A 19,533-nucleotide genomic window follows, 5' to 3' on the forward strand; every position below is an offset into this window, starting at 1 on the left:
AAAATCCTCTTATAAATAAAAGAGGATTTTTGTTATATCATTAACTTACGGATTAATCCACTTAACAATTTTATCCCGGTAATTATTTGTTCTGGAGAAGCATATCCATACGATAAACGTATACATTGATCTGATTCTTCTTCATAAATACGTCCTGGGTTTAAAAGAATCCCTTTTGATAGTGCCTCTGAAAATAGTCTCTTCATCGGAATGTTAGGTACAACCTTTAGCCATATAAAAAATCCACCACTAGGAATATCCCAAGTTGCTATGTCTGCACAATACATATGTAAAGCTTGTACCATCATTTTTCTTCGTTCTTTTAAATGCGTTCTTACGTTCGCTACATGGTCTTCATAAAAACCTTTATTTATCCATTCAGCAGCAACTCTTTGAGATAAAGAGCTCGATCCATAGTCTGTTTGCATTTTTATATCTGATAATCTATCAATCACAGGTTCTGGTCCGATAATCCATCCAATTCTAAGTCCTGGAGTTAGTGTTTTAGAGAGGCTACCAACATATAATACATGTCCATGTTTATCTATCGATTTTAAAGGAGCTGGAGGTGGTTCATCAATCCATAACTCACGGTAAATATCGTCTTCGATGATAGGTAACTGTTCTTTTTCACATATTTTTAATATTTCTTTCCGGCGCTTTTCAGACATTAATATCCCTGTTGGATTTTGAAAACAAGGAATAGAATATAAAATATTTTTCTTTTGACTATATTTAGTGCATGTTAATAAATCGCTAGGTAAAATCCCGTACTGATCCATCGCTATACCAGATAGGTGTATATTTGCTGATTGAAAAACATGAAGTGAATATAAGTAAGAAGGTTGTTCGAGTAAAACGGTTGATTTTCTATGTAAAAGACCAATTGATATTAATTGTAATGCTTGTAATGCACCGGAGACGATTAATATAGAGTTAGGCGATACGTGTATTCCAAACGATTTTACGTAATTACTTATTGCTTTACGTAACGGAAAAAAACCTTTTTGTTCCTCATATCCGAAATAATCTAATTCCTCACTAACGTTTTTCATAATGGATTGCATCGTTTCTAGTGGGAAAAGATGCGGGGCAAGTTCGCCTTTACTAAGATGGCTAAGTGTTTTATTTGATTCTGCTTCATTTATTTCACGTACCATTACCTTACTTGGTTTATGAATACCAGCCTTTACATATTCACTCCAATTAGGCGGGGGATTCGTTGCTAATAAGGACCACGTATTATTCATAACAATTGTTCCTGCCCCGATTTGCCCTTGAATTAAGCCGTCAGCCATAAGCTCTTCTAGCGCAGTTATTACAGTACTCCGATTTACATGAAATAACTTTGCTAACTGCCGCTGGCTAGGAATCTTACTTCCGATTGGCCATTCTCCGTTTTCAATTTTTTCTTTCATATAGTCTATTATCTGCCGATATTTGGGCACCTTTTTATCGATTGTCATATAAAAACTCCCTCGTTTATTTAAAAATGAAAAGTGGTTGGTTTTTTCGATAAATAACTGGTTGAAGACATTGTATCAACTATTAAATATGATGAAAAGAAATAATTGGCAATTTGAAAATGGTTGGTTTATTGGAGAGGAAGAGAAAACATGCTTAATAAAAAATGGGATTTACAAATCATATGTGCTCACGCTTTTACGATTCTAATATGGGGAACTGCATTTCCGACAATTCGTATGGGGCTTGAATCATACACACCTGAACATCTTACTTTACTACGCTTGTTAATCGCTTCATTCATACTTCTTGTGTTTTCCTTTATATACAAACTGCGATTACCTGATTTGAAAGACATTCCAGCGATTTTTATATTCGGTGCTTTAGGGTTTACTATTTATCACATTGCATTAAACTACGGCGAAAAAACAGTAAATGCTGGATCTGCAAGTTTAATAATTTCAGTCACTCCAATAGTGACGGCAATTCTTGCTTCTGTTTTTTTGAATGAAAAAATGAAATTAAATGGCTGGATCGGTGGTGTAATTAGTTTTATTGGAATTGCTCTCATATCATTTAGTCAAGGAGGTTCTATTCAATTTAATAGTGGAGGATTATTTATATTATTAGCAGCCGTTTCAGAAAGCCTATTTTTCGTTTTCCAAACTTCTTACTTGAAAAAGTACGGCTTTTTGCCATTTACCATATATACAATTTTATCTAGCACTGTATGTATGCTTATTTTCTTACCGGGAATTTATACAGAAACACTAGCAGCTCCTCTTGAAGTGAATGTGAGTGTTATATATTTAGGCTTATTTCCAACAGTACTCCCGTATCTTGCCTTAGCGTATATTATATCTCGTGCTGGTGCTTCCGAGGCAACAAGTTCTCTATATTTAACGCCAGTCACTGCGTGCTTTATAGCTTGGGTATGGTTAGGTGAAGTACCGACTTTTATTTCTGTAATTGGAGGTGGGATTACTATACTTGGGATATTGATTGCTCATATACGAGTAGTAAGAAAAGAAAAACATAGGAATTTAGTAAACAATAAATCGATATAACTTAATTAGATAATGATTTTATGATACTTTTTGATATAGTTTCTTTCTTATGTTGATAAATATAATATTTTGTATTTCAGTTAAATATTGTATGTTACATTTTATGTAGTAAACATTTTAAAAGGAGATGACAACATAATGAATAGAAAAAGAAATATTTTTATATGCCTTTCTATTATAGGTATCGGATTAGCTAGTGTTTCTAATTCTAGTTTTGCAGCAAATGTAACGGATAGTTCAGTACAACATTCTATCCCTGTCATGAATCAACAAGTAGCTGTTGCAACAGAAATGAAACCATTTCCTCAGCAAGTTAATTATGCAGGTGTTATAAAACCGAATCATGTTACACAGGAAAGCTTAAATGCTTCTGTAATAAGTTACTACGATAATTGGAAAAAGAAATATTTGAAAAATGATTTATCTTCTTTACCTGGTGGTTATTATGTAAAAGGAGAGATTACGGGTGATGCCGATGGGTTTAAGCCACTTGGAACTTCAGAGGGACAAGGGTATGGGATGGTAATTACAGTATTAATGGCTGGTTATGATTCGAATGCCCAAAAAATCTATGACGGTTTATTTAAAACAGCAAGAACTTTTAAAAGCTCTCAAAATCCTAATTTAATGGGGTGGGTTGTAGCAGATAATAAAAAAGCACAAGGACATTTTGATTCTGCTACTGATGGAGATTTAGATATTGCATATTCACTTCTCCTTGCTCATAAGCAGTGGGGATCAAATGGATCAGTTAATTATTTGAAAGAAGCACAAAACATGATTACAAAAGGTATTAAAACTAGTAATGTTACGAATAATAACCGACTAAATTTAGGAGATTGGGATTCTAAAAGTTCACTTGATACGAGGCCATCTGATTGGATGATGTCACACCTTAGAGCATTTTATGAATTTACAGGTGATAAAACTTGGCTTACTGTTATTAATAATTTGTACGATGTATATACCCAATTTAATAATAAGTACTCTCCAAATACAGGGCTTATTTCAGATTTTGTTGTAAAAAATCCACCACAACCCGCACCTAAAGATTTCTTAGATGAGTCAAAATATACAAATTCATATTATTACAATGCTAGTCGGGTACCATTAAGAATTGTAATGGATTATGCGATGTACGGCGAGAAAAGAAGTAAAGTCATCTCTGATAAAGTCTCTTCATGGATTCAAAATAAGACGAATGGAAATCCTTCTAAAATTGTGGATGGCTATCAATTAAACGGATCAAATATTGGTAGTTATTCAACTGCTGTATTCGTTTCACCATTTATTGCTGCAAGTATAACGAGTAATAATAATCAAAAGTGGGTAAATAGTGGTTGGGATTGGATGAAGAATAAGCGAGAAAGCTATTTTAGTGATAGTTATAATTTATTAACGATGCTATTTATTACGGGAAATTGGTGGAAGCCTGTACCTGATGATAAAGAAACACAAAATCTAATAAATGATGAAATGTATGAAGGATATGATAAATAATAGAATTTGATAATGGTTAGCTGGGAGAAGGAATTAGCATGCGCTAGTTCCTTTTTAATATCCCGTAACACATTATCCATTCTAAAATTTGCATAGATATACTTGCATTTTTCATATACATAACTATTGTTTGCTTTATTTTTTTATGGAAGGAGAGTATTTCTTGGAAAAAGTATTATTTTTTGGAGATCCAGGAATTGATGACTCATTTGCCATTATGTATGGTTTACTGCATCCCGAAATTGAAATTGTCGGTATTGTAACTGGATATGGAAATGTTGAGCATATACATGCTGCACATAATGCGGCGTATATTTTACAGTTAGCAAATAGGCAAGACATTCCTGTCATTAGCGGCGCAACAAAACCACTTACTGAAGAAATTTCAACGTACTATCCTGAAATTCATGGATTAGAAGGATTAGGGCCCATACATGTTCCAGAAAGCGTATTATCTATTCCGATATATAATTTTGGTAGTATTGCTGCAATTCTTGTAAAGTATGGAAAAGATTTAACAATTGTTGATGTAGGAAGATCTACTTCATTAGCGATTGCTTTTAATTTATGGAATGACTTAATACTAAATGTAAAAGGAATATATTTCATGGGTGGTGTCTTTTTAGAAGTAGGAAACGTTACTCCATTAGCAGAGGCAAATGTGTATGGAGATCCTATAGCAAGTAAAATTGTTTTTCAGCAAGCAAAGAATTTATTCATATTCCCTTTAAATGTAACAAATAAAGCTGTGTTAACTCCAAATGTATTTAATTATATCCAAGCTAATTCAAAGAATCCATTTCATACGATAATGAAACCGATGTATGATTACTATTTATCTGCATACCAAAAACTTAATCCATCTATCGAAGGGCCTTTGCTACATGATGTGGTTGCTATAAGTGGATTAGTTAACCCAAGTTTTTTTGAATTTGCGCATCGTACAGTGAATGTAGATACATACGGAGATACGAAAGGACAAACATTTGCTGATTTTCGCCCTAGCTCAATATCTAAAGGGGCCCGTATAGCATTAGAAATAGATGAACAAAAATTTATTCAAGATTTTATAAAAATCATGTTATAAGCTGTTGTCGAAAAAGGGAATTATTTCACTACGTTGAATATAAAAATATATCCTCTTTATAAAGGAGCTTACAATATTGAATGTCCAGTTAAAGGTTGTTACGAGAGAGAATTGGGAAGAGGCATTACAGTTACAAGTTAAAGAAGATCAAAGGAAATTTGTCCCCGCCGTAGCAGTTTCACTTGCTAAAGTATATATAAAGCCAGATGGTGACAATGTAGAGTACATACCATTTGCTATATACGTTAGTAATCTTATGGTTGGTTTTATTATGCATGCGGTTGTAAGAGAGACATCAAATATGTATTGGATAAACGGGTTTATTATTGATCAAAAGCAGCAAGGCAATGGTTATGGAAAATCAGCATTACAAGAAAGCATTTATTTAATAAAAAATAAATTTAAGGCGTGTAAAGAAATTAGATTAACAGTACATAAAGAGAATATCTCTGCAAAGAAACTATATGAACATTACGGTTTTCAACCATTAGGGCAAGATTATGACGGTGAGCAAGTATATCGTTTATTTGTTTAACTTTTATTAAGTATTAGCGTGAAATGAAAATAACTACTTTAATCAAGGTAATAGTGAATGACTAGAAAGATGAAAAATTATTGATTGCTGAATATATTGGGCATCACTATTTTTTACCTGGCGGCCATGTTGAAATTGGGGAATCAGCAGAGAATGCATTAATAAGAGAACTAAGAGAAGGAGCTTGAAGTAAACTGCAGTATAAAACGATTTTTAGGAGTTATAGAAAACCAATGGCAAGATAAAGAAATACTTCATCATGAAATCAACCACATTTTTGAAGTATCTTCAAAAGAGTTACAAATTGATTTACCACCAAATTCTAGAGAATCTCATTTAGCATTTCATTGGATAGATTATAGTAAAGAATCTTTAAAAACTTATAAAATCATGCCAATGCCCTCCGTTAAAGAATTACTAGAAAGAAAATTAAATGATGAACTACTAAATTGTTGGATAAGTAATTTTTAAATCACTCTATGTATAGTAAATACGTCCTTCGAAAGGATATAAAGAAAATAGGCTAAAAAACAAGGTACATCACCTAGTGTAAGTTCATATTTTGTTGATGTACGTATTTAGTCTGTAGCTTTGTTTCTATTTGGTTTACAAAAATATATAAACTTTTTACATTTGGGCGGAATTACTTATAAATGGAGGGGTTCGTAATGAATCAGTTTCAACAAGAACTACAATCATTAAACCTTAATGATTATCAATCTGGTAATGTAGTTTACTGGGATCAACAACAAAATCAATATCCATACTATTATATTCAAGACGATGCACGTCGTTGCGGTGGATGCGGAGGTTGTGGTGGACGCTGTGGTGGATGTGGCGGCAGATGCGGTGGTTGTGCAGGACGTTGCGGCGGATGTGTAGGTTGCGCAGGATGTTTCAGTTGCTTTAATTGCTGGAACTGGTGGATCATTTAAGTATAGAAAATCAATAATATTTCACATGAAAGAAAGGTGTTTATAGTAATACTTTTCTTTCATGTTGTGATTTTTTATGAGTATTAAGGGGGATTTATTTGTATACATACGAAAAGTTGATTTCTTGGGTAGAGAATATAAAAGAAAAAAATCATAGTTCTGCTACAGCACTATGTATTATAAAGGATAACAAAATTGTACTAGAGCATTATAGTGGATATCATTCAAATACATCTACTAGTAAAAAAGTAACAGCATCTTCACAGTTCAACGTCGCTTCTGCGAGAAAAAGTTATTTAGGATTCATGGTAGCGTATGCGCTTTATGATGGGAAAATAAACTCTATTGATGATGAAGCGATAAAGTATTTTAAAGACTTCGATCCTGCATTACTTGATAAAACAACGATTAGGCATTTAGTAACTCATTCACACGGTCTAGGAGAAACGGATGACGGGACAATTTTCCGTGAATTTGAAGCTGGACAAGATTGGGCATATAGAGATATTAATGTAAGAATGATGACGCATCTCATTTATCGGCTTTATAATAAAAGTTTTCCTGAATTGTTAAAGGAGCGTGTATTTACTCCTGCTAATTTCCAAGAAACAGGATGGAGAATACAGCAAAATGAAAATTTAGTTAACGTTGTTAATAATCCAAATGAAGACGCGATCAGTGAGGTCGGTACAGTAGATGACGGTACCGAAAAAAACCTGTTTGTCTCAGCTAGAGAGTTTGCTTATTGGGGCAACCTTCATTTAAATCAAGGCATGATAAATGGTAAACAAGTTGTTCCAAAAGAAGTTATAAAAATTGCTACTAGCTTGCAGAGTCCAGCTTATAAAAATAATGAACTACCACAAAACGGGTTGTTTTGGTTCGTTCAAAATGAACCAAAACAATTAAGTGAACTTGGTGAACGTGTTCCAAAAGGTTCGTATCAAATATTAGGAATTACTGGACCAACCATTTTAGTAATACCTGAGTATAATGTAGTTGTTGCGAAAATGTACAATAAAAGATATAACTACGGCGGTGATAATTACTTATATTATTTACGTGAATTTAGCAATTTAGTCGCCGATACATTTACTAGCTGTAATAGGGCATAATTACTCCTATAACAAAAAGGAGTGAAAGAATTTGAAAGATAAAGTGAGCAAAGATAAAAAGCAAAATATAAAAGATGTAAATACAGAGCAAAATGCGATTTTTAGCGATCCGAAAGATGCAGCTAACATGCAAACTGTACCGCAGCCGAAAGATTTTGATGAAATCGAATATTAATTTCTCATCCGACTATATGACGAATAAAAAATACGTCTTAAGTCCCATCACATGTAAGAAAATATTTGATAACATATATACATAAGCACTTGAAAATGGCTTATCTTAACAAAGCTTTCTTTAAATGTATCTGATATAACCTGCGAAAAGACACTTCATGATGAAGTGTCTTTTTGTGTACATAAACTTAATTTCCATTTTTCGTACAGTATCTTGCAATTTATGATGGATATACTAACTGTGAAAATTCATGTCAAGATAAAAGAAGGGGACAGTTAGTATGAAACAAACTTCTATAAATCCGCTATTAATTGTTCTAGGTACAATCATTGTTCAAATTGGCCTTGGAACAATTTATACATGGAGTTTATTTAATCAACCCCTTGTAAGTAAGTTCGGATGGAATCTCAATTCAGTTGCGATAACTTTCTCCATAACAAGCTTTTCTTTATCATTTTCAACCTTGTTTGCAGCAAAGTTGCAGCGAAAATTAGGACTTCGTAAACTTATCGCTACTGCAGGAATTGTTCTAGGACTCGGTTTAATACTTAGTTCACAAGTTTCTTCCTTACCATTACTATATTTATTAGCTGGTGTTGTTGTTGGGTATGCGGATGGAACAGCTTATATTACGTCACTATCTAATTTAATTAAATGGTTTCCAAATCGAAAAGGACTTATTTCTGGAATATCTGTTTCAGCATATGGAATGGGCAGTTTAATTTTTAGATATATAAACGGAAATCTTATCGATAGCCTAGGTGTATCACAAGCATTTTTATATTGGGGCATTATCGTCTTACTTTTAGTATTAATCGGATCGCTCTTCTTACGTGAAGCGATTGTAAGTAATACGGTAACAGAAACATTACACAATGATTATACGCCACGTGAAATGATGAGAACGAAACAAGTATATCTATTGTTTTTCATGTTATTCACATCGTGTATGGGTGGTCTGTACTTAATCGGTATGGTAAAAGATATCGGCGTACAACTCGTTGGACTTAGCGCAGCAACCGCCGCTAACGCCGTCGCAATGATTGCAGTCTTTAATACAGTAGGTAGAATCATTCTTGGAACGTTATCAGATAAAATTGGTAGAATGAAAATTGTCTCTGCAACATTTATTATTATTGGAGTATCCGTCTTTACTCTTAGTTTCATTCCATTAAATTACGGGATTTATTTTGCTTGTGTAGCAAGTGTCGCCTTTTGCTTCGGCGGTAATATTACAATATTCCCAGCCATTGTCGGAGATTTCTTCGGTTTAAAAAATCATAGTACAAATTACGGGATTGTATATCAAGGTTTCGGATTTGGTGCACTTGCAGGTTCATTCATTGGAGCATTACTTGGTGGATTTCAACCAACCTTTATTACAATAGGTGTTTTATGTGCGATTTCTTTCATTATTTCTATATTAATTCGTCCGCCAAATGTCGAGAAGAAAAAGGAAATCAAGCAGTTACATCGAAAAATAGCTTAGTTTTAAAAAGAGGCCTTATCGTAGGGCTCTTTTTCATTACAACGTTAACTATGCTCCTTTCATTGATTAGTAAAGACAGGACAATACAATTATGAAATGGAATAGATAAAATAAAAGGAGTGTGATATGTAAAATGAAGATAGTAAAGCAATGGGTTCAAGAAGATAGTGATTACATACGAGAGAAAGTAATTGAATATAATCAAAAACATCTTTCAAATGAAGAGAAAACACCTTCGGAAAAGGTTAGTTTTATAGTGAAAAATGAAAAAGAGGAAATAGTAGGTGGGATAACAGCTATAACATTTTGGCACCATGTACATGTTGATTTCCTATGGGTTTCTGAAGAATGCAGACACGAAGGATACGGAAGTAAATTAATAAAACTTATCGAAGAATTTGCAATTGAAAAAGGATGTAGGCTAATCAACTTAGATACGTTTAGCTTTCAAGCTCCGGATTTTTATAAAAAACATGGATTTATAGTCATTGGAGTGAGTGAAGATCATCCAAAAGGACATAATCATTATTATTTAGAGAAAAGGTTATAAAGTGTATGGAATTAATTAATCTCAATATATAAAATTCAATAAATTAAAAAGAACGTATTTTGAATCATCTATATCAAAATACGTTCTTTTTAATTTGTATGTATCTGGTAAAATGAAATAGAGGCAGAAAATTCTTATTAATAAAGGGGTAAATATGAAAAAGGTTAATGTTACATACGCGCTTTTGTACGATAAAACGAACGAAAAAATCTTAATGGTAAAAAACAAAGGAAAAAATGGGTCTTATTACACATTACCAGGTGGCTCAGTTAAATTTGGGGAAACGTTAGAAGAGGCAGTCATTCGAGAAGTAAAAGAAGAAACAGGGCTACATATAACTGTAAAGGGGATTTGTTCCATAAGCGAAGCCTTTTTCGAGGAGAGAGGCCATCATGCCATTTTCTTTAATTTTTTAGGTGAAATAATCGGCGGAGAGACATATATATCCCGTCCAAAAGAAATCGAAGAGATTACTTGGATGGAATTACATATAGCAGCACCGTATTTACGTATACCTGAACAGTTACTAGATTTTTTACAAAGGAAAGAAACAGTACCTTACTTTTTTAACGGAACAATCGTTCATCAATCTTTATAAATAAATTATTTCATTTAAGGCGGGGAAAAAATGGAGTTTATCGTTAGTCACAAACATTTCACTCAAGCACTTTCAGAAGTAAGTAAAGCTATATCTACAAAAGTTTTAATTCCTATATTATCTGGTATCAAAATAACAGCCGATCAATCTGGAATTACTTTAATCGCAAGTAACTCGAATGTTTTTATTAAAAAATTTATACCTAATTCAATCGAAGACGAACAGATTGCAACTATATTACAAGCAGGAACTATTGTTGTACCTGCAAAATATTTCATTGAAATTATAAAGAAAATGCCAAGTGATATAGTAATAAAAAGTAAAAATGAGCAAATCATTACGATACAATCAGAAGAAATCACATTAAACTTAAATGGACTTCCAGCAAATGAGTTTCCGAATGTACCACTTATAGGGGATCATGCAGAAATACAAGTAGAAACAGAACAATTGATTGAAGTGTTTAAACAAACTGTTTTTGCAGTAGCTAAAAATGAATCCAGACCTGTTCTCACCGGAGTACATATAGAGTTAGATCACAATAAATTAGTTTGCGCTGCTACTGACTCACATAGACTAGCTATACGTGAAACGCCAATTTCTTCAGATGCGAAAGCAAATTGTATCGTACCAAGCGCAACTATTAGTGAACTTCTAAAATTAATGAACAGTAATACGGAATTCGTATACATATACCTTTCAGACAGTCACGTTATTTTTACATTCGGAACAACTACGTTATATTCAAGACTCATTGAAGGGAAATATCCTAATATATCTAATCTCATTCCAAATGAATTTCAAACGGTTATTAACGTAGAAAGAAAAAAGATTTTACAAGGTGTAGATCGATCGAGCTTATTAGCAAGTGAATGGGCAAATAACAACGTCAACTTAGAAATCATCAATGAATCCACAATTAAAATTTCTTCTAACGCTTCTCAGATTGGTAAAATAGCTGAAACACAACAAGTAGATGCGATTCAAGGTGAAAAACAATTAAATATATCTTTCGACGGACGATTTATGGTAGATGCTTTAAGGGCAATAACAGAAGAAATGGTTACTTTAAGTTTTGGTGGTTCAATGAGACCGATATTAATCGAAGCAGGAGAGCAATCTGCCGCAGTACATCTTATATCGCCAGTAAGAGCTTATTAGGAACAAAGGAAGGACTTACATTATGCACAAGCACACTTTATGCTTCATAAAAAGAAATGAAGAAATACTGGTGCTGAATAGAGAATATGACCCTGTAAAAGGATTATGGAACGGGGTAGGAGGGAAGATAGAACCGGGAGAAACACCTTTAGCAAGTGCAATTCGTGAAATAAACGAAGAGACTGATATAGATGTTAAGCAAAATCAAATTCAATTTAAAGGAATTGTTAAGTGGGAAGACTCTTCATACTCTGGTGGCATGTATGTTTATGTGGTAGAACTACAAAATGAAGTTACATATGATACACCTAAAAAAGTATCCGAAGGGATTTTAGATTGGAAAAGTGTGTCTTGGATATTAAGCGACTATAATTACGGTGTAGGAGAGATGTTACCTAAATTATTACCTGAAGTACTTCATAATGAATTCATATTAGAGCACAATTTTGTATTATCTAATCATAAATTAATAGATTATAGGAATGAAGAATTGGTTATTATTTAAGAAATATTTTTAAAGAAGTAAATCTTTTAACATAAAAGAGCGGATAATTTTTAACTAATAGGTGCGCTTAAATGCAAAGAAACCTAATTACAAAAAGAGCGAATCCCTTATAAAAAGGTTCGCTCTTTTTTACATATACAATTAAACTTCGCGCCACCAAGCTGATGAAAGATAGTTTGTAGGTTTTAATGTAATTGATTCACCAATTTGCGGCGTTGCAACTGTAACTCCTAAACGTTTTGCTTCTTTCGTAACACGTTCAATTGGATCGCTCCATTCATGCAACGCTAATGTAAAAGCACCCCAATGAATCGGAAGTAGTAATTCTCCTTTAACGTCAATATGAGCTTGTACCGTCTCTTCTGGCAACATATGAATAGCAGACCAACGTGTATCATATTGCCCGCATTCCATTAAAGTAAGATCAAATGGACCGTATTTATCACCAATCTCTTTAAAGTGAGGAGCATATCCGCTATCACCACTAAAAAAGACTTTAGTTTCTTGACCAAGAATAAGCCATGAACACCATAACGAACGATCTCTATCTGTCATACTTCGTCCAGAGAAATGCCTTGCAGGAGCGCATACTAACTTAATAGTATCAAACGTAATTTCATCCCACCATTTATGCTCACTAATCTTACTAGGTGAAACACCCCATTTAATAAGATATTGTGCAACTCCCGTCGGAACGTAAAAATGCTTCGTACGATCTTTTAACTCCATAATACTTTTATAATTTAAGTGGTCATAGTGATTATGTGAAATGATAATCGCATCAATTTCTTGAAGGTCTTCACGTTCTAAAGAAAACGCACCACTATACCGCTTACTATTAAAAATAGGAAATGGGGAAGAGGCATCACCAAGCATAGGATCTAATAACAGCTTTTTACCTTCTACTTTTAAAAGAGACGCAGAATGGCCAAACCATGTAACACTCTCTAAAGATTCATAGTCTTTATTTGATAAAACGATAGGTAAATCCTTTATAGGACGTAGCTTTGATTTCATTTTAAAATAATCCGTCATTAAACCTATAATATCTTTCGGTTTAAAACTCATATCAGTATGAATTTGATTTGTATATTTCTTATTCATTGGTTCTCCTTTTTACGTTTAACAATATACGTATGTTGTTATTGTAGCTATTTGTAGTTTAAACTATATCATTTTACCTTTCATCTTACATGCAGTACATTTCATAAATTCGTCAAATTCGTTATTCGTATATATAAAATGAAATTTATTCAGCAGCAGATAAAACTAATATGAAGTAAATGTAAATTATTTTAATTTAGTAAAATTCCTCTTATAAGAATCGAAGAACATATGTTTCGTTGTATGTTATAGAAGAGAATATGTCTCTAATGAACAATAGGAAGGAGAGGATGTAGATGCAAATAGAGAGAAAAAAGAAGTCAAAATGCAAACTATCAAAATCTGAAATCATCCAGCTGTATGCAGAAGGGAAGAGTACCTCAGAAATTGCTATACTTGCTAATGTGTCTGCAAGGTATATTCGTATGGTTTTAAAAGACAATAACGTACCAAGACGAGCTATAGGTAGTTGGAAGAGGAAGTATGACCTAAAAGAAGATTATTTTAAAACTTGGTCAAATAACATGTCTTATATTTTAGGGTTTATAGCAGCAGATGGTGTAATCCAAAAAGAAAACCAATGTGTCAGTATCTCACAAAAAGAAAGTGACATTTTAGAAGATATTAAAAAAGAATTAAACACAAACCAGCCACTTTACCAAAATAAAAAAACTGGCGTATATATGCTAAACATTAATAGTAAAACAATAAAAGACGACATTATGAACATACACGGAATCATGCCGTGTAAATCATGTAACATCGAATTTCCTTTTGTACCAGAAGAATATTTACATCATTTTGTTCGTGGGTATTTTGATGGGGATGGACATGTAAACTCTCATAAATACTTTGTTAGCTTCGTTGGTGGATCATATAATTTTATGAATTCTTTTAAAGGTATACTTGAGAATAATAAATTCCAATTGAGTTTTGTTGACAAAGTAAAACAATATCGCATATACCTTAGTGGTAAAGAAAATGTTAATAAATTTTCAAAGTGGATTTATAAAGATAAAGGATTGTATTTAGAGCGTAAAAACACTATTTTTCAGCAAAAAGAAGAATAATATACTAATAAGTAAGAATTCTTTTATGATATAACATATTAGAAGATTGTTTATTGCAAAAGAAATTTTTGAATCCAGAAACGATGCCAGCCACTTTTGGATATTCACATATAGTCGAGGTTAGCAACACCAAACGGACCGTATATATCTGGAAAAATCGCTATAAATACTGATGGTCGAATAGTTGGAATTAACGATTTAAGTTTACAAACAAGACAAGTATTTGAAAATATAAAGACTACTTTTGAATCTTCCGGATTAAACTTTAATGAGGTTATAAAATTAACATTTTTTCTAACAGTCATTTCAAAAATGGCCATAGATAGAGAAATATGTAATCAGTATATCAATATATCAATACAAACAATCCACCAGCAAGTTCAGCTGTAGAAGTTAACAAACTGATTCACGACGAATTAGTAATTGAAATCGAAGCAATTGCTGTAGCAAACTAATAAATAAACATATATTAATCATTCTCAAAGCAACTTGTTCTTTAATTAAAACAAGTTGCTTTTTATTTGTTGTTTAATTAAAAAGCATTTTCAAGAACATATAAATTATAAATGCAAAGTCAAACAAATTGCACTGATTTAAAAGTAACGAACTAATCAATCACGTACAAACAAAGAAAAGGGGAGTATAAAAATACTAATATTTAATAAGTTTATTACTTTTTATTAGTTGACATAATATATATTATAGGCAGTTATAGAAACAAAGTGTTTACAGGTATCAAAAACCAAGTAAACTATACTTAATGAGACAAAACGGAGATTTTCAGTGAGATTCCCATAAAATCTAATCTATATGAATTTCTACAGTTTTATCGTTTATTTTGCTTTAAATGAATCATAGCAAATCCTAATCAATAATTGCTTAAGATTTAACGAATCCAAATCATTTTTAATCGACAAGAAATTTTTCTGCATAAAAATTATTTCTATACAAAATATAAATTAATAATTTTATTTTATGTTTTACTTATTCAATTTATTGCTATTTACACACGTTTTACAGCTTTACTTTATTTGTTGTTATTTCTATCATTTACGCTTGACTTTTAATGCGCTTATTGTTCTATACGCTAGTTAACATAACGTTTATTTGTAACATAAAAAAATCCTCCTCGCCTTCAGGAAGATTTTTTAACTTGCTATTAGATTATATATATCTTTTTAGTAGCAATCCCAATTGTAAATAACATTGGAAAAATCTAGATTTAACAAATCATCTTTCTTTATAAAGAAATTAGCAACACCAGAATCTCCCCACATAATATTTAATGAGTCGTCTGTATCGATTTGCAGCAATAACACATCATGCTGTTTGTATTTTTCTTGCCATTCTCTTGGATCTGTCTGTGTAAAAAATGGATAACCACCAATTTTATGCCCTTGATCTTCGCATAAATCATCATACAGTTCGCCTAATTCTGTATTGTTTTCTTTATCAACGATTTCTTCCCAATCAATGTTATCGTTAAAAATCATTTCAAATCGATAATCTCTAGATGTTACTGGTTGATAATTCAATTCAAACTTTAGTTTTGCTGCTTCAGGTATGATAAAATCCTCTGAATCTAAAGTGTAAGAGTTCGAATTAAATCCGCTACTTCTGCAGTATTTGTAGTTTCTTTTAGCCTTTCTTTTAAATCATCAATTTCCTTTGAAAGCTCAATCCACCTAGGTAAAACATGATTATTTTCCAAAGTTCTATACAGTTGTTTTTCAGGATTATACGAAAGATCTTTATCTAGATTTAGAGGTTTCCCTTTACCTGGCAAATTATCAAAAGACCCTTTCTTTTCTGCTTCTTTAACGATAGAACTAATATGATCCTCATACGTATAGGACCAAACTTTCTCATCTTTTACTAAAATCTCTTGCTTTTTTAGTTTTTTATCTAGTTCTTCTTGATTCATAAAATCTCTCCCCTTTATATTTTATAGTAGCGTTTTTGTAGGTTTTAATGCTTTCAACCCATCAAATAACTTTTCTCGCCACCAAACACCGTCATGACCGCCTTGAAACTCTTCATAAATAATTTGGTGTCCTTTTTCTTTTAAAGCTTTATACAGGCGTCTATTAGCCGTTAAAAGAGGTTTGTTTTCAAGTTCTCCTGCTGCTATGTAAAAATGAGGTTGACTCGTATTGAAATCTATAGATGAAATTTGATTTTCAGTCCAAGGAATTTGATTTTCATAACCATCCTTTTTCCAATGTACGGATCCAGACATTGACAACACGTTCCCGAAAACATGTGGATTTTGAAGCGCTGCATAAAAAGCTGCTAAGCCACCAAGACTGAAACCGGCAATTGTTGTATGTTTCGCGTCTTGGTCTTGATGCACACGATACTTAGCATGAATCCACGGCAGTAATTCCTCTGTTAAAAATATATTCATTTTATCGTTATAAGTTAGCTCTTCTAGCCGATCAACTGGTTCTATAGCAACAGCAATACAAGATGGGATTTCTTTTGTGTGAATTAAATAATTGAGTGTTCTTGCGATTGAAAGGTTATTAATGAATGAATTCCCATCAAATACAATGAGAAGTTCTTGAAGATGTGAAGTGTGAGAATAATCATGAGGCGTATAAATATGAATTTTACGTGTGTTATTTAAAATCGTACTATGAAAAGAATATGTTTCAATTTTTCCGGATGGATAATGTTTTGAAGGACAACGACTGCTATACTGCACTTCCATTCCTGTGTTTAACATAGACGCTTTATTGGCACCTTCTCCAAATGTATTTCCATTAAATTGGTCTAGTTGGTACTGTCCACTACGCTTTATCCAATCATTTTTGAAAAAATCGTTTACTGAAAAATAGTACGTTGAAATAAAACTCTTATCCGTCCTAAACGTTTCATACCAAATATCTGTCTGAAAAAATCGTTTTAATTGATTTACAGACAGATCCCAACCAGGAAAACTTCCGAATACATAAACAAAGTCGTTTTTTCACTAATGTAGTATTTGCATCTTTTTGAGTCATTTGTGACAGTGCATTTTCAAGTTTACGAATTGTTGATTGTAAAGATTTTATTGATTCCGATTTGTCTAGATTTGATACGTTTTCCATTTTACTGTTGTTCCTCCTGGCTTAACTTATTTAATACTGGATATAATAAGTACTTAATTTCACTCGAAATATTTTATCATAAATAACTAACTATATTCGAGGTGGATAATGGATTAAAGGAAAACGGTATCTAAGCGCCTCTCCCTCCCTTACATCATTCTATATGTACTTCTTTCTTCGTATTAGAATCCCTATATAAACAAGGTATTAAAATTGTATTTTTTATGAAAAAAAACGCACAAGCAGCATAACTTGTACGTTTTAATTTTTATTCAGTAAGATAATATAGTAATAGTTTTCGCGCTTTCTCATAATTCATGAAATTTCTATACAAAACGGGATACTTCACAATTTCTGTTTCTATAAAACGATATTGCGGAAACCATTCGAAAAATGATTTTCTCAGCCACTTTATTTGCTCAAACGAAATCTCCTTTTCGTTTTCATTAAGTACGTAACTCAAAGTCCCTGCTGTATGCATCCAATAATAATTTAAATCAGCGCTTATACAATCATCTTCTGTGAACATATTTTTATAATCTTTCCGTATTTTTTGAATGTCACAATTCGGAAATGGTTTATATAGAGGACTATGCATTTTTTGCAATTCATTAAACATAATTTGTTTTCCTAACTTCAAATACCCACTCCTTTATTTCTCTATCCAATTTAATAAGTTTTCATAGTGATATTGAGCATCGATATACCCAAGATTATATAGATTAACAAGCTTTTCCTTATTTCTTTCTATTCCGCTTATAGGAAGTTGTACGCTAGGCTGAATAACATAAAAATTATCTTTTTGTTCTTTTTGATTCATATAAGATATCGTCTCATTATAAAAACGATAATGCTCTACTAAAGTCTCTGCGATTTTCGGATATTTTCTATATAAAATTTTAGCCAGGCCAGAAAATTTATTTCGCTGCTTCTCATATCCTTCTGGTTTTGTCATAATAACAACGTTCTTTTCATAACCATCATTTTGCGCTTTAAAAACTGGTATAGGATCTATAATCCCTCCATCTAACAACTTTCGATTATCGTATTCTACAGCAGGTGCTATAAACGGGACAGAGCTTGATGCACGAATGATTTTTAAAATATCATTTCCATGTTCCTGTTTATTATAATAAACAGCCTGTCCTGAATCGCAATCGGTCGTTCCAATTACAAACTGTTCATTTGAATGTAGGAAAGTTTGAAAATCAAACGGTACAATTTTGTTTGGTACTTCATCAAATAGAAAATCCATACCAAATAATTCACGTTTTCTGATTAAATTTCGATAAGATATATATCTGTGATCTGCTACTAGCTCTGTATTCACTTTCTTATTCCTTCCTTTTTGACGTGACAAATAGGTTGCTCCCATACACGCTCCAGCAGATACACCGACTACATACGGAAAGAATAAGTTTTGTTCCATGAAATATTCGAGTACTCCTGCAGTATATAAACCTTTCATTCCTCCGCCCTCTAATACTAAACCAATATTCTTCATGCTATATCCCTCTACTCCTTTTTTCTTACTTACATATTAGCATAAGATTTTAAGATGAGGTTATATAATCGAATTGCAACAATAACCAGAAACTACTAAAGTAATGTCATAATTTCTTAGTAAGTAGCATGGTACAATATAAGTAACACATCCCACATATATTAAAGGAGGAATTTCATATGGGTTTATTTAGCGGTATTTTAGGAAATGCATCGAATGCGAGTACAGAAAGTGTAGAACGTGATTTAGAGAAGATTATGCTAGACGATGAGAAAGTTGAGCATGCTTATAAATTAATTCGCGATTTAATCGTATTTACAAATCGTCGTCTTATTTTAGTAGATAAACAAGGAATATCAGGTAAAAAAACAGAGTATCATTCTATTCCTTATAAAAGTATTACACAATTTAGCATTGAAACAGCTGGGCATTTTGATTTAGATGCAGAGCTTAAAATTTGGGTGTCTAGTATGGATGATCCAATTGCAAAAGAATTTAAAGGTGACGATAGTATTTTAAGCATTCAAAAAGCGTTAGTAACATATACGACAAAATAGTTATTTTGTATTTTTATTCATTTAT

Annotated in this window: 19 protein-coding genes and 4 pseudogenes; 16 read left to right on the plus strand and 7 right to left on the minus strand. The window is 32.3% G+C overall.

Annotation, left to right across the window (positions count from 1 at the left end):
• Nucleotides 1-32 precede the first annotated feature (32 nt).
• A complete protein-coding gene (locus F0362_RS13205; protein WP_149889811.1) occupies nt 33-1,466 on the minus strand; it encodes a MocR-like pyridoxine biosynthesis transcription factor PdxR in 1,434 nt (477 codons plus the stop codon).
• A gap of 150 nt (nt 1,467-1,616) precedes the next feature.
• On the opposite strand from F0362_RS13205, the gene F0362_RS13210 reads away from it, so the two are divergent.
• The 13 genes and pseudogenes from F0362_RS13210 (at nt 1,617) to F0362_RS13265 (ending at nt 12,181) form a co-directional block, all read left to right on the plus strand.
• Complete coding sequence (locus tag F0362_RS13210; RefSeq protein ID WP_000932797.1) at nt 1,617-2,531, plus strand: DMT family transporter; 915 nt, start codon at nt 1,617-1,619, stop codon at nt 2,529-2,531.
• 138 nt (nt 2,532-2,669) lie between these two features.
• Nucleotides 2,670-4,031, plus strand: coding sequence for a family 8 glycosyl hydrolase (locus F0362_RS13215; protein WP_149889812.1), 1,362 nt, complete (start codon nt 2,670-2,672; stop codon nt 4,029-4,031).
• 163 nt (nt 4,032-4,194) lie between these two features.
• The gene (locus F0362_RS13220) at nt 4,195-5,118 is read left to right on the plus strand and encodes a nucleoside hydrolase (protein ID WP_000416770.1); all 924 of its coding nucleotides are present in this window, start codon (nt 4,195-4,197) and stop codon (nt 5,116-5,118) included.
• Between the two features lie 76 nt (nt 5,119-5,194).
• Nucleotides 5,195-5,653, plus strand: a complete 459-nt coding sequence (locus tag F0362_RS13225; protein WP_001102693.1) for a GNAT family N-acetyltransferase — start codon at nt 5,195-5,197, stop codon at nt 5,651-5,653.
• 80 nt (nt 5,654-5,733) lie between these two features.
• Nucleotides 5,734-6,124, plus strand: a pseudogene (locus tag F0362_RS13230) (NUDIX domain-containing protein).
• Nucleotides 6,125-6,321: 197 nt separating this feature from the next.
• Entirely contained in the window at nt 6,322-6,588 is a 267-nt protein-coding gene (locus F0362_RS13235) for a heterocycloanthracin/sonorensin family bacteriocin (protein WP_001071376.1), read from the plus strand.
• A 98-nt stretch (nt 6,589-6,686) separates the two neighbouring features.
• Nucleotides 6,687-7,703: a serine hydrolase domain-containing protein gene (locus F0362_RS13240; protein ID WP_000288924.1), complete on the plus strand. Its 1,017-nt coding sequence runs from the start codon at nt 6,687-6,689 to the stop codon at nt 7,701-7,703.
• A gap of 31 nt (nt 7,704-7,734) precedes the next feature.
• Complete coding sequence (locus F0362_RS30560) at nt 7,735-7,878, plus strand: hypothetical protein (RefSeq protein ID WP_000653682.1); 144 nt, start codon at nt 7,735-7,737, stop codon at nt 7,876-7,878.
• Between the two features lie 280 nt (nt 7,879-8,158).
• Nucleotides 8,159-9,367, plus strand: a complete 1,209-nt coding sequence (locus tag F0362_RS13245) for an L-lactate MFS transporter (protein ID WP_000815141.1) — start codon at nt 8,159-8,161, stop codon at nt 9,365-9,367.
• Between the two features lie 133 nt (nt 9,368-9,500).
• Nucleotides 9,501-9,917 (plus strand): GNAT family N-acetyltransferase, encoded by a 417-nt coding sequence (locus tag F0362_RS13250; RefSeq protein WP_000706728.1) that lies wholly within the window; start codon nt 9,501-9,503, stop codon nt 9,915-9,917.
• 154 nt (nt 9,918-10,071) lie between these two features.
• Nucleotides 10,072-10,515 carry an NUDIX hydrolase gene (locus F0362_RS13255; protein WP_000757645.1) on the plus strand — a complete coding sequence of 148 codons (444 nt, stop codon included), beginning with the start codon at nt 10,072-10,074 and terminating at the stop codon, nt 10,513-10,515.
• Between the two features lie 30 nt (nt 10,516-10,545).
• On the plus strand, nt 10,546-11,676 hold the full coding sequence (dnaN, locus tag F0362_RS13260; RefSeq protein WP_000394495.1) for a DNA polymerase III subunit beta: 1,131 nt from the start codon (nt 10,546-10,548) through the stop codon (nt 11,674-11,676).
• A 22-nt stretch (nt 11,677-11,698) separates the two neighbouring features.
• A complete protein-coding gene (locus F0362_RS13265; protein ID WP_149889813.1) occupies nt 11,699-12,181 on the plus strand; it encodes an NUDIX hydrolase in 483 nt (160 codons plus the stop codon).
• A gap of 141 nt (nt 12,182-12,322) precedes the next feature.
• Here the strand turns inward: F0362_RS13265 and F0362_RS13270 are convergent, their stop codons facing one another.
• Complete coding sequence (locus F0362_RS13270) at nt 12,323-13,285, minus strand: MBL fold metallo-hydrolase (RefSeq protein WP_149889814.1); 963 nt, start codon at nt 13,283-13,285, stop codon at nt 12,323-12,325.
• Nucleotides 13,286-13,581: 296 nt separating this feature from the next.
• Between F0362_RS13270 and F0362_RS13275 the strand changes: the two genes are divergently transcribed.
• Entirely contained in the window at nt 13,582-14,355 is a 774-nt protein-coding gene (locus tag F0362_RS13275) for a helix-turn-helix domain-containing protein (RefSeq protein WP_001165395.1), read from the plus strand.
• Between the two features lie 53 nt (nt 14,356-14,408).
• A pseudogene (locus F0362_RS13280) lies at nt 14,409-14,810 on the plus strand (RidA family protein).
• Nucleotides 14,811-15,533: 723 nt separating this feature from the next.
• Here the strand turns inward: F0362_RS13280 and F0362_RS13285 are convergent.
• The 5 genes and pseudogenes from F0362_RS13285 to F0362_RS13305 form a co-directional block, all read right to left on the minus strand.
• Nucleotides 15,534-15,932: pseudogene (locus F0362_RS13285) on the minus strand (YwqG family protein); the annotation flags it as partial.
• Between the two features lie 5 nt (nt 15,933-15,937).
• On the minus strand, nt 15,938-16,279 hold the full coding sequence (locus tag F0362_RS30940) for a DnaJ family domain-containing protein (protein ID WP_253265941.1): 342 nt from the start codon (nt 16,277-16,279) through the stop codon (nt 15,938-15,940).
• Between the two features lie 21 nt (nt 16,280-16,300).
• Nucleotides 16,301-17,340: pseudogene (locus F0362_RS13290) on the minus strand (alpha/beta hydrolase); the annotation flags it as partial.
• A 375-nt stretch (nt 17,341-17,715) separates the two neighbouring features.
• A complete protein-coding gene (locus F0362_RS13300) occupies nt 17,716-18,087 on the minus strand; it encodes a YxiJ-like family protein (protein WP_000765928.1) in 372 nt (123 codons plus the stop codon).
• A gap of 12 nt (nt 18,088-18,099) precedes the next feature.
• Nucleotides 18,100-18,951: a patatin-like phospholipase family protein gene (locus tag F0362_RS13305; protein WP_000789300.1), complete on the minus strand. Its 852-nt coding sequence runs from the start codon at nt 18,949-18,951 to the stop codon at nt 18,100-18,102.
• Nucleotides 18,952-19,130: 179 nt separating this feature from the next.
• Here F0362_RS13305 and F0362_RS13310 point away from each other — a divergent pair, with 179 nt between their 5' ends.
• Nucleotides 19,131-19,508, plus strand: a complete 378-nt coding sequence (locus F0362_RS13310; protein ID WP_000522467.1) for a PH domain-containing protein — start codon at nt 19,131-19,133, stop codon at nt 19,506-19,508.
• Nucleotides 19,509-19,533 lie beyond the last annotated feature (25 nt).

It is taken from the genome of Bacillus sp. BS98 (genome assembly GCF_008432245.1).
Taxonomy (GTDB): Bacteria; Bacillota; Bacilli; order Bacillales; family Bacillaceae_G; genus Bacillus_A; species Bacillus_A toyonensis.